This window comes from Nocardia sp. NPDC059228, assembly GCF_042754245.1.
In the GTDB taxonomy this organism is placed as follows: Bacteria; Actinomycetota; Actinomycetes; order Mycobacteriales; family Mycobacteriaceae; genus Nocardia.
Genome location: NZ_JBHZAL010000018.1, coordinates 16879 through 43190 on the forward strand (window position 1 = coordinate 16879; position 26312 = coordinate 43190).

Consider the following 26312-nt stretch of genomic DNA (forward strand, 5'->3'; position numbering starts at 1 on the left):
CCCGAATATGGCCCGGTCCAACAGGACCGGGCCATATTCGTATCGCTGGGTCCCAAACGCCAGGCGGCCCGGTCCGAAAGGACCGGGCCGCATTGGCTTTTGGGGTTTCAGGGGTGTGTCCCCGAGGGCCCGAGAGTTGTCAGACGGTGGGGCAAGCCATTCCGGTGCCGTCCGGGTCCAGGTGCGGGCTGTAGCCGGGCTGGCCGCGGAACAGCGGCGCCACGCCGGCCGCACGGGCCTGGTCGCAGTTCTGGTAGGTGGGTCCGCCGGCCGAACCGGTCTGGGACAGGCCCGCCGAGCCGGTGGCGGCGGAGCCGGTGTCGATGGCGGAGGAACCGGTGCCGGAGGAACCGGTGGGGACGTCGGCGAGGGCGACGGTCTGGGCTGCGATGGTCGTCAGTCCTGCGACGCTGGCGGTGACGAGAAGCCGGCGAACGTTCATGTATTCCTCAATGTCGGCGCAATAGGGGTGGCAACTGGCCCGGTTCGGCGCGGATGTGCCACCGCCGCCGCAAGCGCTTGCGGCGCGGTGACCGGTCCGGGCTCGGCGTCGAGTTTTCTGGCGCAACGTTGCATTGTCAACCGGATGGGCTATTCATCCAGGTGAATTAGGGGATTTGCCCCGAATGCCCGGAACCTCTTCTGCCGGTGGGTGTCTCATTCGCCCCGGTCGGAAATGCGCTCGCGCATTGACGATTTCCGCCAGAACTACGCAAATTGGACGGTCAGTACTGTACGGCAGGATGATGCTCGATGGCCGCGCGGATTCGCCGTGAAGTTCCTGAGTATCTTCTTGGTGTCCGTGTCAACTATTCGCCGATACTATGGATGCCATGACGCGCTGGCTGACCGATGCGGAACAGACGACCTGGCAGTCCTACATTCGCATGCGGCAACGCCTGGATGCCGCCCTCGCCGCCGGGCTGACCCAGGATGGACTGTCGACCTCCGACTACGAGGTGCTGGTCGCGCTGTCCGCGGCCGGTGGCCAGCTGCGCGCCAAGGAACTCGGTGCGGAGATCTGCTGGGACAAGAGCCGCCTGTCCAAGCACCTGTCGCGGATGGCGACCCGCGGCCTGGTCGATCGCTGCCAGGCCGTCGACGACGCCCGCGGGCGGGAGGTGCGGCTCACCGATGCCGGGCGCCGGGCGCTCGAGGCCGCCGCCCCCAATCACGTGGAGCTGGTGCGGCGGCTGTTCATCGACGAGATGACCGCCGGGGAGGCGGCCGCGCTGCGCTCGCTGGCCGAACGGGTCGTCGCCGAGGTCGAGCGCACCGACGTGGAGGGCATCGCCTAGTCCTCGGGCCGCTCGACACGGGCGCGCTTCCAGTCGCCGAACGGTTCGTCGCGCTCGCGGACGGCCTCGCGGAAACCGGCGGTGGCCGAACGCAATTGGAAGGCGTAACCCTCGCGAGTGTGCCGCGAGATGCCGTCGAACACGGTGCTGACCATGCCGGAGTTGGCCACGCCCTGATTGAGCAGCGCGCTGTTGAGCGCCAGCTTCGCCATCACCAGCTGATTGATCGGCACCCGTGCAATGCGTTCCAGCAGTTCCTCGGTGCGCTCGTCCAGTTCGGCGGCCGGCGGGGCCTCGATGGCCAGGCCCCACTCCAGCGCCTGCTTGCCGCTGAGGCTGTCGCCGGTGAACAGCAGTCGCTTGGCGCGCTGGTCGCCGACCCGGTGCGCCCACATGCCCGCGGCCGGAATTCCCCAGGTCCGGGTGGGCGGGTAGCCGAAGCGGGCGTCCTCGGCGCAGATGATCTGGTCGGCGAACAGCGCGATATCGGTGCCGCCGGCGATGGCGAAGCCGTGCACCTTGGCGACGGTCGGCTTGTTGGCGTGCAGCAGGCTGGCGAAGCCGCGGTTGAAACGCGACATCATGGCGTAGTCGACCATGGGATCCCAAGTGCCCCAGGGATTGTGATTGCGCGCCTGCACGACCGGGTCGAGCACGGTGCCCTCGGTCGGCTGGGCGCCCTCGGCCGGGGCAACGGTGCCGGCCTCATGATTGTTCTCAGCGAAGATCGACAGGTCGTAGCCGCCGCAGAAGCCCTTGCCGCGCCCGCTCACCACGATGACGTGCACGCGCGGATCCAGATCGGCCCGCTCGACAGCGGCGGCCAGCTCGATCGGGGTGTCGGCGGTGATGGCATTGCCGCGTTCGGGCCGGTTGAAGGTGATGCGGGCGATGCGGCCGGTCACCTCGTAGGTCAGCGTGCGGCCGGTGTATTCGTTCACCGGTTCGGGGCGGCCCGCGAACAGCGAGTCGTCACCACCGGTCAGATCGTCGCGCCAGGCAGCCGGGCGGGTGCCGGAGTGGTTCTCGTAGTCGGGGGACACTCAAGCAGTGAACCCCGGTTCATTTCTTGCTGTCAAGGGTTTCCGGGCGTTCCTACTCCCAGGGTTTGACCGGCGGTTTCACCCAGAGGATCTTCTCGTCCAGCCGCTCCCGGCGGGCCTGCGGATGCCCGGGATTGCGCTCGGCCCAGGCATCCTTCTCGCCGAGCAGCCCGGCCACCACCTGCCAGGTCTCATCGGTGCTGGGCGGATTGGTGCCGGCCGCCCGCGCCAGCTTGCGCCGTTGTGCGGCGGGCAATTCCAGCAGTTCGGGTCCGCTGATGCCGCGCGCCCAGAGATAGGCCGCCAGCCGCCGGGCCTTCTCCTCCCGGCTGCGGCTGGCGTGATCGGAGTGTGCGTAGTCGGCCATATCTTCCTCGAACTCCGCGCAACCCCGCAGGTCGCGGGCCATGTCTCCTCGACCCTACCGGAGCGCCGGGGCCGGCTCGCCGGGCGCTCCGCCGGGATGGAGCGCACGCCCGCCGTGTCCTCGAATCTCCGCGAGTCACAGAGCTTTTGCGGTTACCGTGGTCGCATGCCGGATGCCGTGCGTATCGATGGTCTGGTCATTGCCCGTGCCACCCCGGCGGAATGGGCCACCGTGGTGGAGTGGGCCGCCGCCGAGGGGTGGAATCCGGGGCTACGTGATGTCACCGCGTACTTCGCGCAGGATCCCGACGGGTTCCTGCTCGGTCGGGTCAACGGGGAGCCCGCCACCGCGGTCTCGGTGGTCAACTACGGCGACGACTACGCGTTCCTGGGCTTCTATCTGGTGCGCCCGGACCTGCGCGGGCGCGGGTTCGGCCTGGCCGCCTGGGAAGCCGGGCTGAAGCACGCGGGGGAGCGGGTCGTCGGGCTCGACGGAGTTCCCGCGCAGCAGGACAACTATCGGCGCAGCGGGTTCGAACTCGCCTACAGCAGTGCGCGATTCGTGGGCGTGCCGCGTCTGCCACTGCCGGATGACACGGTCACCGCGCTCGCGCCGGCGGATTTCGCGGCGCTGCAACCGTACGATTCCGCGTGCTATCCAGCGGACCGGCCGGTATTCCTCAGCGCCTGGCTCGCCGAGCCGGGGCACCGGACCTTCGCCCGCATTGTCGATGGCACGGTCACCGGCTACGCCACCCTGCGTCCGGCCCGGGATTCGCTGCGGGTGGGCCCACTGTTCGCCGATACCCCCGGCGACGCGCACCAGTTGCTGGCCGCGCTCGCCGCCCACGCGGCGGGTATGCCGCTGGCGGTGGATGTCCCGCTCGACAACGAGCCCGCGGTGCGGTTGATGGAGGCGGCCGGGTTGACCCCGAGCTTCGAGACCGCGCGCATGTACACCGGGCCCGTCCGGGCGTATCACCGGGAGCGGGTCTACGGCGCGACCTCCCTCGAACTCGGCTGAGCGGTAGTGGAATTCGTCACCAGGCCGACGGGCGCACCCGGCCGGGCGTGACCACTCGGGTGAGGGCATTGCGCAGTTCGACTGTGGCTGCCGGTCCCAGCGTGGCGGCCCACCGCTCGGTGAAGCGGGCCGCGGCGGCGTCGGCGGCGCGGGTGCACGCCCACCCGCGCTCGGTGAGGGTGACGAGCTTGGCGCGCGCGTCGTGCGGATGCGGATTGCGTTGCGCGTAGCCCTTTTTGACGAGTTCCTCGACCAGCTGGCTGGCGGCCTGCTTGGTGACCCCCAGATGGTCGGCGATCTCGCCGACCGTCGCGCCGTTCGGCGCCATGCGCACGAAGGCGAAGCCGTGGGTGGGCCGGATGTCGGTGAATCCGGCCGCGACGCACCCGTCGTTGATGGCGTCGGTGACCTCCGCGGCGGCCGCGAGCAGTAGCAGCGGCAGGTCCTGTGCGTATCCGGGCATATCTGGAATCTTGGCACTTGACAAAGAAGTCAACAAGCTTGACTATATAGTCAAGCAGCTTGACCAAAGGAGATGGCAATGCCCGTAATCCACGCCGCCGACGCTCAGTCCCACGAAATGCACGGCTCCCGCTTCACCCCGCTGGTCCGCCCCAGCACCGGCAGTAGTGAACTGTGCCTGTGGCGGCTGGAGGTCGCGCCCGGCATCCAGGGTGTCCCGCACCGCGTGCACCGCGAGGAGGCGTTCGTCCTGCTCGCGGGATCGATCACGCTGACCATCGATGGCGAGGCCGCGCGGCTGGCGCCCGGTGACGCGGCGGTGGTGCCGGCCGGGTCCATCATCCGCCTGGACAATCCGGATGACCGGACCGCCGAGGTGCTCGTCAACGCGCCCGTCGGTTTCACCGGCGAGCTGCTCGACGGCACCGTCGTCAACCCGCCGTGGGTGAACTGATCACCCGCTGATTGGGACGTGGGTCTTCCCTCCCGTTTCTGTAACGTGTTCTAATTCGGGAGCTCATCAACCGGTAGGGGAGGCACCATGGCCGCGTTCTTCACCCACGAGAACGGTCGCTTCACAGCGACCCGTATGGCGGTCAGCGCCTGGTCCTCGGGGCAACTCGCGGGCACCGCCGTCTGCGGCTTGCTGGCCCACGAACTCGAAACGCACCGCCCTGGAACCGATTTCGTGCCCGCCCGCTTCACCGTCGACCTGTTCAGTCCGGTCCTGAACGAGCCCATCGAACTGCGCAGCTCGATCGTCCGCGACGGCAATCGAATCCGGGTGGCCGACGCCGCCATCGTCCAGCACGATCGCGTGCGTGCCCGCGCCACCGTGCAATTCCTGGTCGCCACCGCCGAGCCGCCGGGCCGGATCTGGCAGCCCGCCCGGGACCTCCCCGCCCCCGCGACCCCGCTCGACGGCCCCGAGGGCAGCCCGCCGCTGTTCAAGTCCGGATCCTTCGACTGGACCCACGATTTCGCCTCCGGCGTCAATCCGCACCAGAAGGCGGCCTGGAACAACGTCCCTGCCCTCATCGAGGGCGTGCCCATCACTCCGTTCGAGCGCGCGGCCTTCGTGAGCGACTCCACCAACCTCGTCTGCAACTGGGGCACCGAGGGCGTCGGCTACATCAACACCGACGTCACCATGACGCTGTCCCGCCTCCCCGAGGGGGTGGAACTGGGTCTCCAGGCCCGAGACCACGTCTCCTCGAACGGCATTGCCGTCTCCACGGCGACGCTGTACGACCGCAGTGGCGAGCTCGGCGTCTGCACCATCACCGCATTGTCCAATGCCCGCCGTCAGGTCGATATGGCCGCCTTCGCCGAAGCTCAGGCTTTCCCCGCCTCCGCCAACTGACGGTCCGGGTGCGTTGGCGCACATCAGCGCCCGCAATCCGCCAGGCCTGAGCCGGTTTTCACGCGGTGCTCGTCGGCGGCGCCTGCCGGTGATCGAGGCAGCTGCGGATGAAGTCCTGCACGACCGGATCGGTGTCCGCGCCGGGCCGCCAGGCCACGCCGGCCTGGCTCGGGCTCACGCCGCTGACCGGGCGATAGACGATGCCGGGACGCGTGTAGAAGCGTGCCGCGGATTGGGGCGCGAGGGCGATGCCGTCACCGTTGGCGATGCAGATCAGCCAATCGTCGGGGTGTTCGGTGACCGCGCCGATCCGCACCGGATGCCCGTCGCGCTCGTCGGCCGCCAGCCAATAGTCGTGCCACGCACCGGTTTCCGGCGGGGCCGCCACGAACGGCTCGTCCCACAGGTCACGGAACGGGATCACCTCGCGGGTGGCGAGCGGGTGCGAGGCGCGTAGCGCGACCCAACGCGGTTCGGTCAGCAGCAATTCCACCCGGAACTGCTCCTGACCGGGAAATGGCAATCGCAGCAAAGCGACATCGACCTCCCCGGCGGCCAGCCCCGCAGTCGGGTTCGACCAGGCCGCCTGCCGCATCTCGATCCGCCACTCCGGCCGGCGGCGGACGAAATCCGCGATGATGAGCTGGGTGGCCTCATTGGCCCCGCCCGCGATGAACCCGACCCGCAGCACGCGCGCCGCCGCGCTCGCGGCGCTCATCGTCTCGGTCAGCGCCCGATCCCAGCTGGTCAGTACCTCCGGCACCCACCGCGCGAGCGCCCGCCCCGGCTCCGTCAGTGCCATCCCGGATTTCGACCGCGTGAACAGCCGCACCCCGAGCTGGTCCTCCAACTGCTTGATCTGTTTGGTCAGCGCCGGCTGCGACACGAACAACCCCTCCGCCGCGCGGGTCAGGTTCCCTTCCCGGGCCACCGCCGCGAAATACCTCAGCAATCGCGTGTCCACATCCATGCCATCAGGTTATAGATGCAGGTATTGGACGTGGAAAGTCGCGGTCGGTCAGCATCGTTGGGTGTCCATCGCCTACCTGGTAATCACCTTCGTCACGATCGCAATCAACGGCGGAATGGCCATCGCCGACTTCGCGCGGGCAAAGTTCGTCCTGGCCAACTCGGCCGAGGTGAACTTCCCCTCGTCCTGGATCCCCGTCGCCGGCACCGCGAAAGCCGCCGGCGCCCTCGGCCTCGTACTCGGCCTCCTCGGCGCCCGCCCCCTCGGCATCGCCGCTGCCCTCGGCCTGGTCCTCTACTTCATCGCCGCAATCGTCGTCCACATTCGCGCGCGGGTGCTCCACAACATCGCTTTCCCCGCAATGTACTTCGCCTTCGCCGCAGCATCCCTGACCTTCGCCCTCGCCCGATAACGCAATGCCGACCCCAGCGTTGCGCGCAGCCTGCTTCCGAGTCGGGTTCGAACACGTGCGCGGCCGCCGCGAGTCGATTCGCTCAGGCGGCAGCGTGGTTTTCGGCGAGGCGGTTCGGTTCGTGCAGTAGTTCGCGGGTCAGGAGAGTGGCGCCCGCGACGGCACCCGGCATGAGGAATACCGCGACCAGCGGCACCAGAAAGGCCAGCCCGAGGGGCACGCCGAAGCCCCATGCCAAGCCTTTGCGGGCGCGCAGCAGAGCCAGCTGCTCACGCAGGTGAACCGTGCGTCGCTGGAGTGCGACCGAGGTGAGCTCCTGCGTGAGGAAGAACCCGGTGACGAACACCGCGACAACCGGAATCACGGTCTGACCGACGACGGGGACGAACCCCAGCACGAACAACAGCACAGCCCACACCATCGCCCGCACCAGAATCCGAACGCTGTCCCGAACCGACACCCACAACTCCCGCCACCAGGAAAGCCCGGACTCCGGCGCAGTCCCATCCGGCGAGACCGACCGATCCACCCGCTGCGAAATCACGTCATAGAACGGCGCCCCGATCACCAAGGTCACAGCGGTGAACGTCAGCACCGCCGCAAGCACCGCAAGCGCAATCAACGCAATGTCCAACGCCCCGCGAAACAACCCCGCCCAAGGACTCGGCCAGTGGTCGGCGAACGGCGTCACCGTCTCGGTCAGATCTCCACCCCACGCCACCACCGCAATCAACGCCCCCACATACAACACCAACGTCACAAGCGCCGGCGCGATCCCGAACCCGAACTCCCGCGGCCGCCCACCCACCCACCGCTGCCCCCGCACAAAGTATGTGAAACCAACCCCGAAATCGCGCATCCCCGAACGATACTGGCGCCCGCCCAACTGTCATCCGGCCGCGTACACCCCGAAATTGGCGAAGGCCCCCACGGCATGCCGATGTCACCGGCGACTACGGATATGTCGTCGTTCCGGTGACCTACTCGTACACCCTTCAGGGTGAGCCGGTCACGCAAACCGGCGCAATCTTCACTGCGGCACTCGGCAAGGTCGGCACCGACTGGCGCTTGACGGCCTGGGCCTGGGCAAAAGGCACCCACGCGGCTCAATGACGAGCCTTCCGCCGGATCCGAGTACCGAGATTCCATGCATGCGCTAATGCGCGCCGAACACGATGCGCCACAGCACGTTCGCAACAGAGTGGCTGTTCAGGAACTCGTCGGCCACATGATGCGCACTGCACAGCGCAGCCTCGCCGCCGGCGACCTCGGGCGACTCGCCCGGCGCGTCGGGGTCGTGCCTGCCGGGGTTGCCCCGCGGCAGCGCTCGATGTCGAACGCAGAGAACCGCACCCGGCCGTATCCGGTGCTGCGTCCGAGTTGAGTTCCTCCGCGTCGTCCAAACACTGTGTAGGCCTTCGGTCACCTGGGCCGGGCTTGATTCGTGTTCGGGCGCATGCGATGAGCTCGGGGCGGCCTCGAACGCACCGTCGCTGACCGTGTCCCGTGGTTGAGAACTTACTGACCCTGCACGACGACGTTTTCCGCCTGCGGGCCCTTTGCTCCCTGCACCACGTCGTACTCGACGCGGTCGTTTTCCTGCAACGTTTTGTAACCGGTCGACTGGATCGCGCTGAAGTGGACGAAAACGTCCGGTCCACCCTCGTCTTGTGTGATGAAACCGAACCCTTTGTCGGCGTTGAAGAACTTCACGGTGCCTGTTGCCATTTGGTGCCGCTCCCTTCCGATCGGACGAGTGGACCGCTCGAGCCTACCGGCCGACTTGTCTCCTCACTGGCCGGACACGGCGAACGAGGACCCTTCGGTTCGTCGCAGACCGCCGTTCACGGGTTTGCGGGGGCCGCCACCCGACCGGGATAACGATTCGGTCGCTTGATCTATCGGCTGCCGGGTCATCTCGTACCGTCTGTGGCTGTTCGCCCTGAGCTCGACCGCGAGGACCTATATCGTGAATCTGAAGTACTGCCTGTCCACTGTTGCGATCGTCGCGGCCGGGACCCTCGTCAGTATCGCCCCCGCTACCGCCGACGCCGGCACGAAGTATGTGGCGCTGGGGGATTCGTACGCGGCGGGAGTCGGGATCTCCAACATCCTCGACAAGACCTGCTCACGCTCCGATCGCAACTACGCCCACCTGTTCGCGGCGGCACGCGGTTACAGCCTCACCGATGTCACGTGTGGCGGCGCGACGACCGACTCGGTGACCAGCACCCAGCTCTCCGCCGTCACCGCCGACACCAATCTGGTCACCCTGGGCGTCGGTGGCAACGACATCGGCTTCACCAACATCGTGAAGGACTGTGTGACGGCGGGAACCCTCGGCACGGGATCCGGGACGGGCAGCGCCGTATTCCAAAATCTCGGAACGGGAATCGCCAGCGGTAGTGCCGAGGTGCTGCTGGGATGCAAGAACAAGTACGACGCCTCGATGCCGACCCGGCTGTCACAGGTCTCGGCCAAGGTCGCGAAACTGGTGTCCGACATCAAGTCCCGAGCCCCGCAGGCGCGGGTCGTCCTGGTCGGTTACCCGCACATCCTGCCCGACAACGCGGCCCTGTGCGCCGGGCGGCAGCCGGTGCTGCCCGCCGATGTCGACTGGGCGCGTGACACCGTCGTCGGCGGATTGAACACCATGCTGCGTTCCCAGGCCGGCACCGAGTACTTCAGCACCTACGAGATCTACAACGGGCACGATGTCTGCGAGGCGATCCCGGACCGCTGGGTCAACGGCACCTCGGTCGACAATGGCGAAGGCGCGCAATTCCATCCGAATCAGTACGGGCACGCGGCCACCGCGCAGAAGATGGCAGCCACGTTCTGAGCAATTCGGGCAGACCCAGGTCAGGGCGGTGAGTTCGGATTTACCATGGTCGAGGTCGAAGGTTGGATGCGTCGAGGGGAGCGTGGATGTCCGGGCCGGCACCTGGTTACCCGAGCGCGATACCGGTCGGAGTGGACGCCACGCGCGCCAGTATCGCCCGCGTCTACGATGCGGCGCTGAACGGCAAGGACAATTTCGAGGTCGATCGCCTGGTATTGGATCAGGTCCGCGCGGTCGCCCCCGGCGTCGCCGAATTGGCCTGGGCCAACCGGGATTTCCTGATCCGTGTGTGCCGCTTCCTGGCCAAGGAAGCGGGCATCGACCAATATCTGGATCTGGGCTCGGGCCTGCCCACCACCGAGAACACCCATCAGGTGGTGCAGCGCGTCAAGCCGGATTCGACGGTCGTCTATGTGGACAACGACCCCATGGTGCTGGCCCACGCCCACGCCCTGCTGGTCGGCAGTCCGAACACCTCCATCGTCACTGCCGACATCTTCCGGCCGTTCGAGGTGTTGAAGCATCCCGAGGTCCGCGACGAACTCGACTTCACCCGCCCGCTGGCGATGTTCCAGATCGGGACGCTGCACCACTATCCGTCCGACGATGCCGCCGCCCTCATGCGCACCTACATCGACGCACTGCCCCCGGGTTCCTATGTCGCGATCGCCCATTTCTACGATCCGGAGGCCGACGAGTACAGCGAGCTGGCCCGCAAGATGGAGGAGAAGTTCGTTCACAGTCCGATGGGCTCCGGCCGCTTCCGCACCCGCGCCCAGATCCAGGCCCTGTTCGGTGACCTGCAGATGATCGACCCGGGTCTGGTGCTCTGCGACGACTGGTGGCCCGACGGCCCCCGTCTGTCCCCCCTGAACGCCGTGCGGCACTGCATCGTCGGCGGCGTCGGCTTCAAACGCTAGCCGGTTCGCCGCATTTCGTCACATGGCCGCTCCGTCACCGGGATCCGGAACGACCGGAGCCGGGTAGAGGTGGTGGATGATGAGGGCGGCGGCGAGCAGCCGGGAATCGTTGGGGTCGCTGGGATCCAGGCCGGTCAGCTCGGCTACGCGGCGGAGGCGGTAGCTGAAGGTGTTGGGGTGGACGTGGACCCCTGCGGCGGCGGCCTTGCGGTCGGCGGAGCCGTGGCGGATGTGGGCGTCGAGGGTTTCGAAGAGGTGGGGGTGGCGCAGGATCGGTGCGATGCGTTCGGCCAGGCGGTCGCGAGCGGGGCCGGGGCGGGTGAGCTGGTATTCGAGCAGGAGGTCGTCGAGGCGATAGACGCCGGTGGAGCGGCCCAGCAGGCGGGCGAGTTCGGCCAGGTCGGTGCTCTGCCGCGCCGCGCCGGGCAGATCGGCGCGTGCGACGCCCGGACAGTCGGCGATGAAGACGTCGACGCCGAACTGGTCGGCCAGGCTCGCCGCCACGCGCGCGAAGGGACTTTCGCCGACTTCGGAGAGCGGACGAGATCTACTGGGCAGCAGGGCGATTCCATTCGATCCGTCGAAGGTATTGAGGACCGTCGTCCCGAGCATCGCGTCGAGTGCCTGTTGGAACTGCCGGATCCGGCGGCGGGTGACCATGGTGTCGGCCACCAGGACCAGCGGGTCGGGGCGCAGGTGGAAGGTGAGGACGTCGTAGCGGTCCGCCAGCGCCATGTCGGCGCGCGCCGCCAGTTCCTCGACCGGCGCGCCCCGCAGCAGGGCCGAGCACAGGGCGCGGCGCGCCTCGCGTTCGACCGTGTAGATGGACTGCTCGACGTCGGAGTGCACTTCGGAGATGGTGATGGTGATGTGCATGAGCGCCTCGAGCGCCCGCTGGCCGATCGCGACGATATCGGGCAACTCGTGCGGCTCCGCGGTCGCGGCGACCTCGTCCCAGAGATAGCGGGCGCCGCCGAACAGGCCGGTCATGAGCTGGCGCACGGGGATTCGGTCCTCGGCGTGCCGCTCCACCACCGGGACGACGTACTCCGCGACCTCTTCGGCGGTGATCACGCGCCGCTCCTCGATGGCCCGGATGAACGCCACCGTCCCGGCCAGCAAGCTGGGCATGACATCGGCGAAGTGGTCCTCGGGCAGATTCTCGAGGCCGGGCACCGCGCCCAGTGCGGCTTCGAAGATACCGGCGGCAATCTCCGGGAGCCGCGGCAGCAGGCGGGCCAGGACGGGCGAGTCATCACCCAGTGGGGGAACGAGGGCGAGCATCTGCCGATTGTCACCAAGAACAGACTCGAGCACCAAGGAGTGTGTGCGAAATACCAATCGGCACAGCATCATCCCTGGTCGTCATGACACCAAACAGTTGCTTGGCAAGGGGTGCAGTCACTTTCACTCGATTCCAGGTCGATTAGTTTCGCGAGACCAAATTGCAACGAATTTCTTGTCTCCGAATGCAAAGCAGTTCTTCATCTTTCGCATTGGAGCCAATTCGCGGTTAAGCTCCTGTAGTGTCCCTCTCGACTTCTCGAATGGTGTCAGTGGACGATCTACCGGGGCCCCGAGGATGGCCACTGGTCGGCAATCTCCCGCAATTGACACCCTCCCTGCTGCATCGCCAATTCGACTCCTGGAGCGACGAATACGGGGCGTTGTACCGGGTCGGCATGCCCGGTCGGCGGATCGTGGTGGTGAGCGATCCCGAACTCAATCGGGAGATCCTGCGGGACCGCCCCGGCGGCTTCCGGCGGCAGTCCGCCATCGAATCGGTCATGGACGACATGGGCTCCAACGGCCTGTTCTCCCTGGAGGGCGAGGCCTGGCGGCGGCGGCGCAAGCTGGCCATGCCGGCCTTCAACGCGACTCATCTGCGCGGTTTCCAACCCACCCTGGAGACCATTACCGAACGCCTGCGCCGGCGCTGGGAACGCCGGTCCCCGGAGGATGTGCGCGCCGAATTGACCCGCTACACGGTCGATGTCACCGCCAAACTGACCTTCGACTACGACATCAACACCATCGAAGAATCCGGCGACGTCATTCAGCGCCATTTGGAGCTGATCTTCCCCATTCTGAATCGCCGGCTCGCCATGCCGTTCCCATACTGGCGCTATGTGAAGCTGCCCGACGATCGGGCCCTCGAGCGCGCATTGGCGGCCCTGCGGCAGGATCTGACCGACGTCATCGCCCGTGCTCGCGCGAGTCTCCCCGAGCGGCCCACGAATTTCATCGAGGCGTTGCTGCTGGCGCAGGACGGCCGCGGCTCGTTCACCGACGACGAGCTTTTCGCGGAAGCGCTCACGATCCTCATCGCGGGCCAGGACACCACCAGCAATGCCATGGCCTGGCTGCTCTACCACCTGGCCGGGAAACCCGAAGTGCAGCAGCGGATTCGGGAGGAGATCGCCGAGATCCCGTCCGTGCTGGACCGGCAGCCGTACCTGGAGGCGGTCGCGGCCGAATCCATGCGGCTGCAGCCCACCACCCCCCTCATCGGCTTGGAAGCGATCGTCGACCGGACCATCGCCGGGGTGCACATCCCGGCTGGAACCTGGGTCATCGTCAATGTCCAGCACGCTGGCCTGCAGGAGGAGAACTTCAGCGAGCCACTGGTTTTCGATCCCGATCGCTGGCTGAACGAGGGCCCCGGCAATCACCGGCCCGACGCCTCCACCCCGTTCGGCTCCGGCCCCCGCTTCTGCCCGGGCCGCGGCCTGGCCATGCTGGAGGTCAAGAGCGTTACCGGCATGGTGTGCCGCAACTTCGACATCGCGCTGCCGGCGAATGGCGAACCACCCAGGGACCGTTTCCATTTCGCCGTCATCCCGACCGGTATGCGGCTGGATATCACGCCCCGGCCGGCCCACTGACTCTCGAGCACGAAAGGATCGCGCATGGCGATCAAGCGGCTGTCGGCCACCGACGGCGTCTGGCTGTCCCTCGAATCACCCGATATGCCCATGCATGTCGCATTCCTGCTGGAGTTCACCGTCCCGGACGGGGATGCGGCCCGCTTCGTCCGGCGCTGGCGCGCACAGGTTGTCGCGCCGATCGCGGTGCCGCAGCCGTGGAATCTGGTGCCGGTCGGCGGTCCGCTGACCCGCCTGGTGGCCCTCATGCGCGAGGCCGCCGAGGTCGATCCGGCCGACCACATCCGGACCTGGCAACTGAACCGGCCCGGTGACCGCCGCGAACTCGTCGAGCTGGCCGCCCGCATCCACCGCGAACAACTCGATGCGACCCGGCCGCAGTGGGAGATTCATCTGGTCGAAGGCCTGGCGCCGGACCGCTTTGCCCTCATTCTCAAGGTGCATCACAGCCTGTTCGACGGCGCCTCGCTGATGCGGCTGTTCACCGACACCTTCTCGACGGATCCGGCCGACCGGGACACACCGAACCTGTTCACCGTCGGCCGCGTGAATCCGGATGCACCGCAGCGGGTTCCGTCCGCGAGCCGGTTGCGGACCCTGCTCGCGACGCTGCGGGGCGTGCTCGAACTGGTGCGCGGCATCGGCGCGGCGGGCCGCGACGCCCTGCGCCGCGCCCGCGGCCGGACCCCGGCGCAGCGGGCCTACCAGCAGCCGGCGTCCATCTTCGACGGGCCGATCACCGGCCGCCGGGACCTGTCCCTGCGCCGCTATGACCTCGGCCGGTTCAAGCGGCTGGCCAAGGCCGCCGACTGCACGATCAACGACATCGTGCTCTATCTGGTCGGCACGGCCTTGCGCGACTACCTGACCGAACATGCGGAGCTCCCCGCGCGCCCGCTCACCGCCGGAGTCCCCGTGGACCTGCGGGAAGGCGACGACGACCGGGTGGGTACCCGCGCGGGCATGATGTTCACCGCGCTGGGTACCGATATCGCCGACCCCGCCGAGCGCCTGGCTGCGGTGCGCGCGGCGATCCGCGCCGCGAAACAGGAGATGGCGGGCCTCCCGGCCAATACGGTCATCGGCTACGGCCTGGCCGTCACCCTGCCGTGGATCATGGGACTGACCTGGGGTCGCACCAACACTCCGGCCTCGCATCCGATGGGCATCTCCAATGTTCCCGGACCCCGAAATCCGTTGTACTGGAACGGTGCCCGGCTGGAGTCGCTGTACCCGATCTCGCTGCTCATGCACGGCAACCCGTTCAATGTCACCTGTGTGGGCTACCTCGACGCGCTGCACTTCGGCGTGCTGGGGGCGGCTGACAAGCTGCCGGCGATGGAGCACCTGACCGACGGTTTGGACACCGCTCTCGACGAGCTGACCGCGCTGTTGTTGCCCGCGGAAGAACGCGCGCTGCCGTCTGCGGGGTGAGCCGAAACGACGGCGGGGGAGACGAAACGGCGACGCTCCCGGTCCATTCCGGACCGGGAGCGTCGCGCTGTCCTGGTGAGCAGACCAGGGCGGCAGGGCGAATCAGGACGGCAGGGCGAATCAGGACGGCAGTGCCGACAGTCCGCCGATCGATTCCGCCCACGCCACATAGCGATCCAGACCGTCGCGCAGGGAAATCGTCGGGGCATAGCCGAAATCGCGCCGGGCCGCGCCGGTGTCGTAGGTGCTCGACACCGTGAGCGCCGCGACCGTCCAGCTGGACAGCGGGGGCGCGACGCGCGACCGCAGTCCGGGGATCTTCCAGACGGTGTCGAAGACCGCGATGATGCCGTCCAGCACCGGTTTCGGAATGGTCCGGGTCGGCGGTGCCAGGTCGAAGGCCCTCGCCAGATCGCGGGCGAAGCCCCACAGGTCGACGTCCTCGGCGTCGGCCAGGAAATAGGGCTTCCCGGCCACCGCGTCGGACCGCGACGCCTGCACGCACGCGCGAGCGGCATGCTCGCAGTAGGTGATCGACACCAGCACCGGCTTGCCGCCCGACAGATCGGGTAGACGCCCGGAGCGAATCTTGTTCAGCAGCAGCGTCATCCAGCCGCCCGAGCGCGGCCCCCAGATCATCCGGGGGCGCAGCGCGCAGGTGGTGAAGTCGGGCCCGTTCGCCGCCAGCACCTCACGCTCGGCAATCGCCTTGGTCTCGACGTAGTAGCTCTTCGGGTTGCGCACATAGGGTTCGGATTCGTCGATGCCGAACCGCTCGCGATCGTACTCGGTGGCCACACTCGGGCTGCTGACGAAGACGAAACGGCCCGTGCCGGCGCGTCGTGCGGCATCCATGAGGCGCCGGGTGCCCTCGACATTGGCCTCCCAGAACTGGTGGCGGTGGCCGGTCTCGGCCACCCGGCCGGCGCTGTGGTGCACCACGTCCACGCCCTTGCAGGCCGCGGTGAGCGACTCCGGGTCGCCGAGGTCGCCGTGCACGATCTCGACCTCGGGCAGTGAGCGCAGATAGCCGAGATCGGCGGTGGGGCGGGCGAGTACGCGCACCTGGTCGCCCGCGGCCAGGGCCTGCTCGACGATGTGGCTGCCGAGGAATCCGGTGCCGCCGGTGACGAGGACTTTCATCGCTGTTTTCCTTCACTGTCGTAGCCGAGGCGGGCGCCGGCCCACTCCGACAGCGCCTCGCGGCCGATCTTAGCGTTGTGCCGGATGTCGACCGGGAAGCCGTCGTGCCGCAGGAAGGTGCGGATCGGCGCGGTGATCTCGTGGGACTCGGCCAGTCCCCGCAATTCCCGCTCGATGCGGGGGCCCGCGTCGCGATCGACGCCGGCGCGCGGCTCGTAGCAGAGCACCGGCACCTGCGCGCCGGCCCGGCCGACGCCGACCAGCGCAGTGCGGTGGACATCCGGGTGGGTATTGAAGATCTGTTCGCACTGCACGGTGAACAGGTCCCCGGCGCCGGTGCGTACTCGCTGGGAGATGCGGCCGCAGAACCACAGCCGGTCGTCGGTGTCGCGCCAGGCGAGGTCGCCGATGCGATGCCAGCGGCGCAGCGTGCCGTCGGGGAGCCGTTCGTCGATCTTGGCGCGCGCATCGGCGGCCGGGTTGTCGTGGTAGCGCTGACTGACCTGCGGCCCGGCGGCGACGATCTCACCGATCTCGCCCGGCGCGACCTCCAAATCGTCTGTCCAGACCGGTATTTCGTCATCGGTGATGCGAATGATCCGCACTCGGGTATCACTGTCGGACTCCGGCAGTGCCCGTCCCACGCAGGTGCCGGCCCCGTCCCGGGTCCGCTCCCGCAGCGTCTCGAGCTCCGCCCACTCCAGGGTGGTCAGCGGAAGCGCCTCGGTCGCACCGTAGGTGGTGAAGACCCGGGCCCGCGGTCCGAGCGCGCTGCGCACCGCGACCAGTGCCTCCAGGTTCGCGGGCGCACCCATCGAAATGACCGTGGTGAGGCTGGGCAGCTCGCTTCCGGTCCGGTCCAGATAGGCGCCGAGGGGGCCCAGCAGGGCGGGCGAGGCGGTCAGATCGGTGATCCGGAAGGCGCGGGCCACCTCGACCAGCAGCGCGGGATCGGCCTGCGACACCTTCACCGGATCTACCGGCCCGAGCACCACGTGCGCGCCCTGCATCAGATCGAACAGCCCGAACAGCGGCACTGTGGCCAGTGAGACGAAACCGTCCGCGCGATCGTGCAGATCGGTGACCACCCGCAGCGAGGCGGCGAAGCCCGCGCGGGTGAACTCCACCCCCTTGGCGGGGCCCGTGCTGCCGGTGGTGAACGCGATCATCAGCAGATCCCCGGGTGCGTGGGCGACCGCGACCGGCTCGCCCACACGGCCGCGCTCGGCCAGCTGCGCCAGTGTGTAACCGCCCCAATAGGAGCGAGCGCCCGCCGTGACGTGCACGCGCACCGACCGGAAGGTGCGACGCGCGGCGATTCGGATCAGGTGGGCCTCCGGGACGCCGATGAACGCCTGTGCGCCGACACTGCGGAAGCAGTGCAGCATGCGATTCACGCCCATGCCCGGGTCCACTACCACCGGCACCGCGCCCACCCGGAACAGCGCGAAGATCACCGCGAACAGATCCGGGTCGGGCCGGACCATCACAATCGTCTTGACGCCCTTGGTGATTCCGATCTCGGCAAAGGATCGCGCGTAGGCGTCGATCCGCTCGCCGAGGTCGGCGAAGGTCAGCGCGTCGAAGGCGGCGCTGACGCCGACGCCGCCCGCGCCGCCCAACGGCCGGGTCCGATAGCTGACGGCGGGCAAACCGGCGTACTTCTCGATCTGGCGCGCCAGCAGCAGATCCGGATCGTCGAGTACCGGATTCACGCGGCCCCTTCCACCCGGTAGCTCACGCATCCGGCCATCGGACCCGAACCCGCCGCCAGGAATACCAGCTCGGCGCCCGGCGTCAGTGCGCCCTGCTCCCGAAGCTGGTGGTAGGCAATGGCCAGGCCCGAGCTTCCGGCGTCGCGGTCGCCGGTCATCGCCTGGTAGCCGCGGGCGAATCCGAATTCCTCCGCGAGGCCGCTCGCGAGTCCGGGCACCGGGTTGTTGGTGACCAGAACGGTATTGCCCGTGTCGATTTCGGGCCGATCGGCCAGGTAGCCGCGCAGCGTGTCGGCCGCCGTCGCGGTGATCACCGTCTCGTAGTCCGGCGCGACCTCGACCGTAATCGTCTGCTGCCCGGCACTTCCCATGGCCTTCAGGTCCAGATATCCGGCGACGCCCGGATTCGCGCCCGCTGCCCGGCCGCGCACCGGGGAAATACGTAGCGGGCCGAAACCCGTCTCTCGATCCACCCCCTTGCTCAGCAGCCAGGCCGAACCGACGGTCGCGTACCGGAAGTCGTTCGGCCGGTGGGCGATTCCGCCCGGGTGCGCATCACTGCCGACGACCAGCACCCGTTGCGCGGTGCCATTGGCCAGCAGCGCGGTCGCGGCGTGCACGGCGTTCAGCACCCCGCACGCGCCGTTGCGCAGGTCGAACGAGAAGGTGGAGCGGCCCGATCCCGCCTCGTAGTCCAGGTGCATGCGCAGCCCGAGCTGGATGAGCGCGGAGTTCGCGGGCTCGACCACATTGCCGTCCCGATAGACGCCGACATTGACCAGCACGTCGATATCGCCGGGTTCGATTCCGGCTCGCTCCAGGCATTCCCGGCCCGCGGCCACGGCATGGTCGATGGATCCCGCGGTGGCCGGGGCGGCGCTGATCGCGGATTGTTCGATGACAACAGACATGCTCATCCCACCAGAGAATCGAGAGTGGCCGACATGACGCCGAAGATCATTCCGGAGGCGGTCGGCACCACGCAGATCTTGGAACCCTTCGGTATTTCTCCCCGCGATATGTAGTCGTATATCGCGAGGAAATGCGTGCTGGCACCGGTATTCGCGTATTTGTGCACGGTCGCCAGCCGCGGCGGCATTTCCGCCTCGTGGATCTTGGCGCCGGATTCGGCCAGCTTCTCGGTGAAGGCCACCCCGAGTTGATGGAAGACGATGAAATCGAACTTCTCGTCGGCGAAGGTGGTGCCGCGCTTGACGAGCCGATCGCGGTGCAGTTTCGCCCAGGTTTCCCGGCGCGGGGCCGCCTGCATGGTCATATTGTCGGTCAGCATGATCATGTTCTCGGAGGCGTCGCTGGGCTTGGCGATACACAACGGCGAGAACTCGGCGCAGGTGATCATGTCCACGTAGTGGATGCGGTCGTGTTCGTCCTCGGCGCGGTCCACGATCACCGCGACGGCGGCGTCGGCCAGGGTGAGCGCCGGGAACTGCAGATCGCGCGCGTCCTTCGCCTCGGCGAGTGCGCCCTCGGTGACCGGGGAGATGATCTCCGCCGTCACCACCATGCCGGTGCGCACCAGACCGGCGCGAATCATGTTCTCCAGCAGGTAGATCGCGGTCATGGTGCCGCCGCAGGCATTGACGACGTCGTAGCCCATGGCATGGTCCGCGCCGATCCGGCGGGCGATCTCGTGGGCGGCGGCGGGCTCGAACACCATGTGGAACCCGTCGTGCACCGTGGTGCCGGCGCTGATGATCACATCGAGGTCGGTGGCCTCGTACCGCGAGCGCGCCAGGCAGTCCTGCGCGGCGCGCGCGCCGAGCGAGAGGCTGTCCTCACCCGCGGATCGGTCGACCATGCGCCGGGTGCGGATTCCGGTGATCCGCTCGACTTCGAATTGCCCGCCGCTCGACATTCGGGCCAGTACTTCGTCGGTGGTGTATTCGCGCTGGGGGAGAGCGGCTCCCAGCGCACCGAGGCGCGCGGCACTCACAATCGTGACTCCCGATCGTAATGGGATGGATGGAACCGGCGAGTGGGCCGTCCATGTGAATCGAACGAGGCGAACAGTGGCTCGGTTCGGATTCCACGGACGCTAGAGACGAGCGCCATACGGTGTCAAGGAAACTCGGTCCAGAGAGCGACAGACATCACCCGGAGACCGTGTCATATCGAATACCACTGCTCCCGGAAAACCAATAGCGGCAACGGTTTTTGGCTCCGGAGACAAAGACGAAAGTCCGGTTGCGACGGCATCGAATTCCTGGTTACGCTGGCCGAGACCGGCACCCTTCCGGCAATCGACAGCCGGGCCATCGCCCGCAATCACCAAGAGTCCGCGCGTCGTCGCGCGATCCGGCCCGCCAGATTTGGAGCACCTTCGCGATGACATCCACCGCCACCGTTACGCCGATCGCGCATCGCGCGGCGCCCACCGCGCCCGGCGCGATCCCATTGCTCGGCCACTGGCCGCGGTTCGGCCGCCGGCCCTACCGATTCCTGTCCACGCTCTCGTCGGTGGGACCGGTTGTGCGCGTGCGGATTCCCGGCTACGACACCTATGTCGTCACCGACCCCGAGCTGGTCCGCGAGGCGTTCGTGGCGCTGTCGGACCAGGGGCTGATGATCGAACGCGCCGAGGCGCTGCTCGGTGAGGGCGTGACGGTGCTCCAGGGCCAGCGGCATCGGCGCGAGCGGCGCATGATCGCGCCCGCCTTCGCGAAGTCCCGGATCGCGCGTTACGCGGCGGTCATGACACGGCTCGGGGCGGAGCGCGCCGCGTCCTGGCGCAACGGTGATTTCCTCGCGGTCAACGAACAGATGCACGACCTGGCGCTGCGCACCGTGGCCGGATCGCTGTTCACCGGCGAACTCGGTTCCGAGACAGCCGAACACATCCACCGACTGCTGCCGCCGGTCATGACCCTGCTCTCCCGGCGCGTCACCCGGCCCGCCTGGATCGACCGGCTGCCGCTGCCCGGCAATCGCCGTTTCGACCGCCTGGTGGTGGAGATGAAGGCGGCCACCGGCACCATTATCGCCGCGTACCGCGCCGAGCTCGCCGCGGATCCGGACCTCGATCACGGTGATCTGCTGGATACGCTGCTCAAGGCCCGCGATGAATCCGGGGGTGCGCTCACCGACTCCCAGGTACACGACGAGCTGATCAACTTCCTGGTCGGCGGCACCGAGGCCATCGGGGCGACGCTGGCCTGGGTGTTCCACGAGCTCGGGCAGAATCCCGAGGTGGAGGCCGCGCTGCACGCCGAGGTGGACGCCGTGTTGCGCACGCAGGGGGATCCGCGGGCCGCGGAGTTCGGCGATCTGGCCGAGCTCGAGATCACCAAGCGCATTGTGCTCGAGACGCTGCGCAAGTATTCGCCGTGGCTGACGGTCCGGCACGTGCCCACCCCGTACACCCTCGGAGATATCGAAATCCCGGGTGGCAGCATGCTTTTCGTCTGTCCGGTGGCAGTGCACCGAGATCCCGTCGTGCATCCCGATCCGCAGCGTTTCGATCCGGACCGGTGGCTGCCCGAGAGGATGGCGGACATGTCCAAGGGCGCGCACATCCCGTTCGGCATGGGCGCCCGGCAGTGCCCCGGAAACGTGTTCGCGCTCACCGAGATCGCCCTGCAGGTGGCGACCATCTGCGCCCGCTGGCGGCTGCGGCCGGTGCCGGGTATTCCGGTGCGGGAGACCGTGATCGGCGCGCTGGTGCATCCGGAGAAGCTGCTCATGCGGGCGGAGGCGCGCTGACCGATGGTGCGATTCGTAGTGCGCAGGCATCGTGCGGTGCTGGTCGTCGCCGGGGTGCTGGCGGTGCTCGCCGGACTGGCGAGCACCACGCTGTTCGGCAAGCTGCAGGGTGGCGGATACTTCGACCCTAGTGCGGAATCCAGCACCGCCGCCGATGCGCTGCGGGACCACTTCGGCCAGGGCGCGCCGAACCTGGTGTTGCTCGTGGACGACGCCGGCAGGACCGTCGATGATGCCGAATCCACGCATGCCGCAACGGAACTTGTGCGGCGTCTGCAGGCCGAGCCCGATATCTCCGGGGTGATGTCGTACTGGACCTCGGGGCACCTGCCCGCGCTGCGCGACAAGTCCGGCCGTCAGGGCCTCATCGTCGCGACGATCATGGGCGATGAGATGCGGATCGACCACCGGATCGCCGATCTGGCACCGGAATTCGGCGGTACGCACGACGGGATCGAGGTCCGGGTCGGCGGGTACGCCATGATGATGCACGAAACCGTGCAGCAGGGGCAGCGGGACGTGGCCGCCGGTGAGGCCGTGGCGTTTCCGCTGACCCTGATCGCGCTGCTCGTGGTCTTCGGGACCGTGGTGGGCGCGGCGCTGCCGCTCATCACCGGAACCGTCACCACCATGCTCACCATGGGTGTGCTCTGGCTGCTGGCGGAGTTCACCGAATTGTCTTCCACCGCAACCAATGTGGCTTCGCTGCTCGGGCTGGGCCTGGCGATCGACTACAGCCTGCTGATCGTCAATCGGTATCGCGAGGAGCTCGCCACGGCCGCCGATCCGCGCGCGGCGCTGATCACGACCATGGGATCCGCGGGGCGAACCGTGGCCTTCTCCGCGCTGACCGTGGCCGTCGCGCTGTCGTCCATGCTGATCTTCCCGCTGCTGGCGGTGCGATCGATCGGGTATGCCGGGATCGCCGTGGCGCTCACCGCCGCCGTGGTCTCGCTGACGGTCTTGCCGGCGATTCTGCTGGTGGCCGGCGATCGCATCGACAGGTTCCGGATCGGCCGGAAACGGGTGTCCGACAGCGACTCCCGCGCGCTGGACCAGGGCTTCTGGCATCGGCTCGCGACAATGGTCATGCGGCGGCCGATTCCGGTCGCCACCGTCACGGTGGCGTTGCTGCTCGCCCTGGGGCTGCCGTTCCTGCGCTTCCACCCCGGTTTTCCCGACTATCGGTCCATGCCGGCGGGGTCGTCCGCGCGGCAGGTGGCCGAGACCGTACAGCGCGATTTCGACGCGGCCGAACTCAGCGGACTGTTCGTGGTGCTGCCGGACAGCAACGCCGGGGTCGCCGAGTACGCCGTGGCGCTGTCGTCGCTCGACGATGTCGCACGCGTGGATACCGCGACGGGCAGCTACATCGGGGGCGCGCTCGCGATACCCGCCACCACCGCCCATCACCGGTTCGAAACCGGCGATGCCGCTTACCTTTCCGTGGTGCCCACCACCACCGACCCTCGGACGGTGGACGCCGTCATCCGCGCCGTCCGCGCCACCCCTGCACCGTCGCGGGCGCTGGTCGGCGGGGTGGACGCGGCCAATATGGACGCCATCCACGCCCTGACGGCGCGAGCGCCCTTCGCGCTCGGCTTCGTGGTGATCGCCATGGCGCTGCTGCTGCTCCTGCTGACCGGCAGCGTGCTGGTGCCGGTGCTGGCGCTGATCCTGAGCGCGCTGAGCCTGACCGCCACCTTCGGCGCACTGGTGTGGATCTTCCAGGAGGGCAGGCTGTCCGGGCTGCTCGGGTTCACCCCCACGGGCGACCTGTCGGCGGTGGTGCCGGTCATGCTGTTCGCCGTCGCCTTCGGGCTGGCCATGGATTATCAGGTCTTCCTGCTGGCACGTATCCGTGAGGAGTACGAGAACACCGGGGACGCAACGGCTTCGGTCGCGATCGGGCTGGAGCGGATCGGCCGCATCGTCACCGCCGCCGCGGTCCTCATCTCCATCGTGTTCCTGGGCTTCCTCGCCTCCGACATCACCTTCATGAAGGCCTTCGGCATCGGGCTGCCGCTGGCGGTGCTGGCCGACGCCACCGTGGTGCGCGGATTCCTGCTCCCGGCGACGCTGCGCCTGGGCGGACGCTGGACCTGGTGGGCTCCGCGACCACTGCGCCGCTTGCACACCCGATTCGGGCTGCGCGAAAGCAGCGCCGCGCCCGCCGAAGTCGCGGCCGTCTCCGCCTGACGATTCGCCGCCCATCACTACTTCTCATTCACGAACCGAGGTGCCCGCATGCCCGAGTCCTCCTCCGGCCCCGACCGTTACGACGTTGCCATCATCGGCACCGGATTCAGCGGGCTGGCTGTGGCGATCAATCTTCGCCGCCTCGGCATGGACAACTTCGTCCTGCTGGAGCGGGCCGACGCCATCGGTGGCACCTGGCGGGACAATGTCTATCCCGGATGCGCGGTCGATGTGCCCTCGGTGCTGTATTCGTATTCGTTCGCACCGAATACGGAGTGGACGCGCCTCTACGCGCCCCAGCCCGAGCTGCGCGCATACACCGAGTCGGTGGTGGATCGCTTCGATCTGCGGCGGCACGTGCAGCTGAACAGCGAAGTGGCCGACGCGGATTTCGACGAAGCCGCCGCGGAATGGGTGATCCGGCTGAGCGACGGCCGGACGGTGCGGGCGCGTGCCGTCGTCATGGGGTACTTCTCACTGCACACCGCCGCCATCCCCGACATCCCGGGCCGCACCGAATTCACCGGCGCGCAAATGCATTCGAGCGCCTGGAATCGGGACTTCGAGCCGGCCGGCAAGCGCATCGCCGTGGTCGGTGCGGGCGCGAGCGCCGTGCAGATCGTGCCCGCCCTGGCGCGCACCGCCGGAGGGGTGGTGTCCTTCCAGCGCACCGCCGCCTGGGTGCTGCCCCGCGGCGACCGCCCCATCCCGCCGACGGTCCGGACCCTGTTCCGCCACATCCCACCGCTGCGACTGGCCGCCCGCGGCTTCGTCTTCGCCTTCCTGGAGGCGCTGCACTTCGCCGAGTTCCATCCCCGCCTGGTGCGACTCTACGAGCGAATCTGCCTGGCCGCCTTGCGGCATCAGGTTCCCGATCCCGAGGTTCGCCGAAAGCTGGTCCCCGACTACCGCTTCGGCTGCAAGCGCCCGATGGTGTCCGACGAGTACTACGCCGCTTTCGCCCGGCCCACCGTCGACCTCGTCACCGAGAAGATCATCGAGATCACCCCCACCGGCCTGCGCACCGCCGACGGCGCCCACCACGAAGTCGACGCCATCGTGTGGGCCACCGGCTTCCACGTCCAGGACTCCATCGCCCGCTTCCCCGACTTCCGCACCGAAACCACGTCCACTCGAAAGAAATTCACCGAGGACGGTTTCACGGCCTACCGCGGCATAGCCTTCGCCGGCCTACCCAACCTCTTCGCCGTCACCGGCCCCAACACCGCCCTGCCCCACACCTCCCAATTCCTGGCCATCGAACCCACCGCCCGCCTCATAGCGCGCACCATCGCCCACATGCACACCCACGCCGTCCGCCGCTACACCCCTGCGCAATCCGCCGAACGCGCCTGGGCATCCCGAGCCCGCACTCTCCTCAGCACCCGAATCTGGTCCACCGGCGGTTGCACCAGCTACTTCGTAGACCCCGAAGGCGCCAACACCCTCACCTACCCGGGCGGCACCTGGACCCTCCGCCGCGACCGCCGCCACCTCCGCTTCGAGGACTGGCAGCACCTCTGAACATGACCCCGCTCACCCCGGTGAGACTCCCTATCGGCCTGCCCCAGAACAGAATCTCGCGCAGCGAGCGACGATCCGGGGCAGCGCGCAGGTAGGAATCTGCGGCGGTTCTTAAGCTACAGAGCTCATGAAGAAAGCCTCTCCGGCTTTGGTGCGCATCGGGTAGCGACCCGAAGTAGTCCACTCAGATCACGTGACTAGGTAGTATTGCCCCTGCAACCCATCGAAGGATTTCGTTCTCGCCATTTCCAGCGCTCTCGGCCCGAGGTGAGGAGTATGGTGATGCCCCAGCCATGGGAGACCCCGCAGGGTCAAGCGTGTATCGAGAAGTGGATTGCAGTGTCGATGGCGAAGCTCAACGCCTTCGACGGCTCGCCCGAATTCAATGCTCGAAAACCATGGAGTATCAACCAGTACGGGGTCCTGGAGGGCGGACCACACGGCCCCCATTCCACCCACGCCCCCGACGACTTTCCTGAGCATGGGAACAACAAATACTGGTGGATGTGGGATCACATGGTCCCGGTAGGCCCATTCGGCACGTGGGCCTCCCCCGACTGGGAAGCCGCTCACATCGAATCTATTCAGTCTTTCGTCAAGACGTGCGCTGGTTGAGCCGAAGGAAGATGTCACCGAAAGCCCACCTTCTGCGCGCCGCCTCAGCGGATAGATTGTCGATCCGCCACTGACTCCCCACCTTCCTCATAGTGGCCGCCCTCAGCGGAAGAAGGCCGGGTCAAGGGTAGGCGGAGCCTTCGGCGTAGCCGACGCGAAGCGCCCTCGAGGCGGTCTCCTGGAGCGAGACAAGACCGTCGAGCTGCAGGCAGTCGCCGGGGTCGTCCTTCGGTCCGGCCGGCCCGGTGGGTCCGGCGGGCCCAGGTGTGGACAGGATGATTCCGCCCGGGCGAGATTACGAAACTGTGGATCATCACCCGCGCCGGTGTGTGACGATCTCCTCACCCACCATTGTGCGGATCACCGCTGTCAAAACC

At 67.9% G+C, this 26312-nt stretch carries 26 protein-coding genes; 14 read left to right on the forward strand and 12 right to left on the reverse strand.

What is annotated here, in order from left to right; all coding sequences use genetic code 11:
- Positions 1 to 139: 139 nt before the first annotated feature.
- On the reverse strand, positions 140 to 442 hold the full coding sequence (locus ACFXKA_RS25325; protein ID WP_354834195.1) for an excalibur calcium-binding domain-containing protein: 303 nt from the start codon (positions 440 to 442) through the stop codon (positions 140 to 142).
- A gap of 391 nt (positions 443 to 833) precedes the next feature.
- On the opposite strand from ACFXKA_RS25325, the gene ACFXKA_RS25330 reads away from it, so the two are divergent.
- Positions 834 to 1298, forward strand: a complete 465-nt coding sequence (locus ACFXKA_RS25330; RefSeq protein ID WP_379429158.1) for a MarR family winged helix-turn-helix transcriptional regulator — start codon at positions 834 to 836, stop codon at positions 1296 to 1298.
- On the opposite strand, the gene ACFXKA_RS25335 is transcribed toward ACFXKA_RS25330, so the two are convergent.
- Positions 1295 to 2341, reverse strand: a complete 1047-nt coding sequence (locus ACFXKA_RS25335) for a crotonase/enoyl-CoA hydratase family protein (protein ID WP_379429159.1) — start codon at positions 2339 to 2341, stop codon at positions 1295 to 1297. The two genes, ACFXKA_RS25330 and ACFXKA_RS25335, sit on opposite strands and share 4 nt — an antisense overlap.
- A 52-nt stretch (positions 2342 to 2393) precedes the next feature.
- A complete protein-coding gene (locus ACFXKA_RS25340; protein ID WP_379429160.1) occupies positions 2394 to 2750 on the reverse strand; it encodes a hypothetical protein in 357 nt (118 codons plus the stop codon).
- Between the two features lie 123 nt (positions 2751 to 2873).
- Here ACFXKA_RS25340 and ACFXKA_RS25345 point away from each other — a divergent pair, with 123 nt between their 5' ends.
- The gene (locus ACFXKA_RS25345; protein ID WP_379429161.1) at positions 2874 to 3731 is read left to right on the forward strand and encodes a GNAT family N-acetyltransferase; all 858 of its coding nucleotides are present in this window, start codon (positions 2874 to 2876) and stop codon (positions 3729 to 3731) included.
- 16 nt (positions 3732 to 3747) lie between these two features.
- Here the strand turns inward: ACFXKA_RS25345 and ACFXKA_RS25350 are convergent, their stop codons facing one another.
- Complete coding sequence (locus ACFXKA_RS25350) at positions 3748 to 4194, reverse strand: MarR family winged helix-turn-helix transcriptional regulator (RefSeq protein WP_354834206.1); 447 nt, start codon at positions 4192 to 4194, stop codon at positions 3748 to 3750.
- A 78-nt stretch (positions 4195 to 4272) separates the two neighbouring features.
- On the opposite strand from ACFXKA_RS25350, the gene ACFXKA_RS25355 reads away from it, so the two are divergent.
- Positions 4273 to 4647, forward strand: a complete 375-nt coding sequence (locus ACFXKA_RS25355; protein WP_379429162.1) for a cupin domain-containing protein — start codon at positions 4273 to 4275, stop codon at positions 4645 to 4647.
- 87 nt (positions 4648 to 4734) lie between these two features.
- Entirely contained in the window at positions 4735 to 5556 is an 822-nt protein-coding gene (locus tag ACFXKA_RS25360) for a thioesterase family protein (protein WP_379429163.1), read from the forward strand.
- Positions 5557 to 5614: 58 nt separating this feature from the next.
- Here the strand turns inward: ACFXKA_RS25360 and ACFXKA_RS25365 are convergent, their stop codons facing one another.
- Positions 5615 to 6526 (reverse strand): LysR family transcriptional regulator, encoded by a 912-nt coding sequence (locus tag ACFXKA_RS25365; protein ID WP_379429164.1) that lies wholly within the window; start codon positions 6524 to 6526, stop codon positions 5615 to 5617.
- 61 nt (positions 6527 to 6587) lie between these two features.
- Here ACFXKA_RS25365 and ACFXKA_RS25370 point away from each other — a divergent pair, with 61 nt between their 5' ends.
- On the forward strand, positions 6588 to 6938 hold the full coding sequence (locus ACFXKA_RS25370; RefSeq protein ID WP_354834217.1) for a DoxX family protein: 351 nt from the start codon (positions 6588 to 6590) through the stop codon (positions 6936 to 6938).
- An 82-nt stretch (positions 6939 to 7020) separates the two neighbouring features.
- Here ACFXKA_RS25370 and ACFXKA_RS25375 read toward each other — a convergent pair whose 3' ends face one another.
- Positions 7021 to 7797 (reverse strand): EI24 domain-containing protein, encoded by a 777-nt coding sequence (locus tag ACFXKA_RS25375; RefSeq protein WP_379429165.1) that lies wholly within the window; start codon positions 7795 to 7797, stop codon positions 7021 to 7023.
- A 116-nt stretch (positions 7798 to 7913) separates the two neighbouring features.
- On the opposite strand from ACFXKA_RS25375, the gene ACFXKA_RS25380 reads away from it, so the two are divergent.
- On the forward strand, positions 7914 to 8051 hold the full coding sequence (locus ACFXKA_RS25380) for a hypothetical protein (protein ID WP_379429166.1): 138 nt from the start codon (positions 7914 to 7916) through the stop codon (positions 8049 to 8051).
- A 405-nt stretch (positions 8052 to 8456) separates the two neighbouring features.
- Here the strand turns inward: ACFXKA_RS25380 and ACFXKA_RS25385 are convergent, their stop codons facing one another.
- On the reverse strand, positions 8457 to 8666 hold the full coding sequence (locus ACFXKA_RS25385; RefSeq protein WP_354834223.1) for a cold-shock protein: 210 nt from the start codon (positions 8664 to 8666) through the stop codon (positions 8457 to 8459).
- Between the two features lie 241 nt (positions 8667 to 8907).
- On the opposite strand from ACFXKA_RS25385, the gene ACFXKA_RS25390 reads away from it, so the two are divergent.
- Together ACFXKA_RS25390 and ACFXKA_RS25395 are read left to right on the forward strand one after the other, a co-directional pair.
- Entirely contained in the window at positions 8908 to 9780 is an 873-nt protein-coding gene (locus tag ACFXKA_RS25390; protein WP_379429167.1) for an SGNH/GDSL hydrolase family protein, read from the forward strand.
- A gap of 86 nt (positions 9781 to 9866) precedes the next feature.
- Entirely contained in the window at positions 9867 to 10700 is an 834-nt protein-coding gene (locus tag ACFXKA_RS25395; RefSeq protein ID WP_379429168.1) for an SAM-dependent methyltransferase, read from the forward strand.
- An 18-nt stretch (positions 10701 to 10718) separates the two neighbouring features.
- Here the strand turns inward: ACFXKA_RS25395 and ACFXKA_RS25400 are convergent, their stop codons facing one another.
- Complete coding sequence (locus tag ACFXKA_RS25400; protein ID WP_354834232.1) at positions 10719 to 11984, reverse strand: helix-turn-helix domain-containing protein; 1266 nt, start codon at positions 11982 to 11984, stop codon at positions 10719 to 10721.
- Between the two features lie 272 nt (positions 11985 to 12256).
- Between ACFXKA_RS25400 and ACFXKA_RS25405 the strand changes: the two genes are divergently transcribed.
- Both ACFXKA_RS25405 and ACFXKA_RS25410 read left to right on the forward strand, forming a co-directional pair.
- Positions 12257 to 13585, forward strand: coding sequence for a cytochrome P450 (locus ACFXKA_RS25405; protein ID WP_379429169.1), 1329 nt, complete (start codon positions 12257 to 12259; stop codon positions 13583 to 13585).
- Positions 13586 to 13609: 24 nt separating this feature from the next.
- Complete coding sequence (locus ACFXKA_RS25410; protein ID WP_379429170.1) at positions 13610 to 15019, forward strand: wax ester/triacylglycerol synthase family O-acyltransferase; 1410 nt, start codon at positions 13610 to 13612, stop codon at positions 15017 to 15019.
- Positions 15020 to 15139: 120 nt separating this feature from the next.
- On the opposite strand, the gene ACFXKA_RS25415 is transcribed toward ACFXKA_RS25410, so the two are convergent.
- Genes ACFXKA_RS25415 through ACFXKA_RS25430 form a run of 4 tightly spaced genes read right to left on the reverse strand, consistent with a single transcriptional unit; the run spans position 15140 to position 19831 of the window.
- Positions 15140 to 16162 carry an NAD-dependent epimerase/dehydratase family protein gene (locus ACFXKA_RS25415; protein WP_379429171.1) on the reverse strand — a complete coding sequence of 341 codons (1023 nt, stop codon included), beginning with the start codon at positions 16160 to 16162 and terminating at the stop codon, positions 15140 to 15142.
- Positions 16159 to 17877 (reverse strand): fatty acid CoA ligase family protein, encoded by a 1719-nt coding sequence (locus tag ACFXKA_RS25420; RefSeq protein WP_379429172.1) that lies wholly within the window; start codon positions 17875 to 17877, stop codon positions 16159 to 16161. Before ACFXKA_RS25420 ends, ACFXKA_RS25415 begins: the two co-directional genes overlap by 4 nt.
- Positions 17874 to 18794 (reverse strand): hypothetical protein, encoded by a 921-nt coding sequence (locus tag ACFXKA_RS25425; protein WP_379429173.1) that lies wholly within the window; start codon positions 18792 to 18794, stop codon positions 17874 to 17876. Before ACFXKA_RS25425 ends, ACFXKA_RS25420 begins: the two co-directional genes overlap by 4 nt.
- Positions 18791 to 19831, reverse strand: a complete 1041-nt coding sequence (locus tag ACFXKA_RS25430; RefSeq protein ID WP_354834250.1) for a 3-oxoacyl-[acyl-carrier-protein] synthase III C-terminal domain-containing protein — start codon at positions 19829 to 19831, stop codon at positions 18791 to 18793. The genes ACFXKA_RS25425 and ACFXKA_RS25430 overlap by 4 nt, the downstream gene beginning before the upstream one ends.
- A 392-nt stretch (positions 19832 to 20223) precedes the next feature.
- Between ACFXKA_RS25430 and ACFXKA_RS25435 the strand changes: the two genes are divergently transcribed.
- From ACFXKA_RS25435 to ACFXKA_RS25450, 4 genes are all read left to right on the forward strand, one after another.
- Complete coding sequence (locus ACFXKA_RS25435) at positions 20224 to 21597, forward strand: cytochrome P450 (protein ID WP_354834253.1); 1374 nt, start codon at positions 20224 to 20226, stop codon at positions 21595 to 21597.
- 3 nt (positions 21598 to 21600) lie between these two features.
- Positions 21601 to 23796, forward strand: a complete 2196-nt coding sequence (locus ACFXKA_RS25440; RefSeq protein WP_379429174.1) for an MMPL family transporter — start codon at positions 21601 to 21603, stop codon at positions 23794 to 23796.
- A gap of 48 nt (positions 23797 to 23844) precedes the next feature.
- Positions 23845 to 25320: a flavin-containing monooxygenase gene (locus ACFXKA_RS25445; protein WP_379429175.1), complete on the forward strand. Its 1476-nt coding sequence runs from the start codon at positions 23845 to 23847 to the stop codon at positions 25318 to 25320.
- Between the two features lie 276 nt (positions 25321 to 25596).
- The gene (locus tag ACFXKA_RS25450) at positions 25597 to 25935 is read left to right on the forward strand and encodes a hypothetical protein (protein ID WP_379429176.1); all 339 of its coding nucleotides are present in this window, start codon (positions 25597 to 25599) and stop codon (positions 25933 to 25935) included.
- Positions 25936 to 26312: the final 377 nt, after the last annotated feature.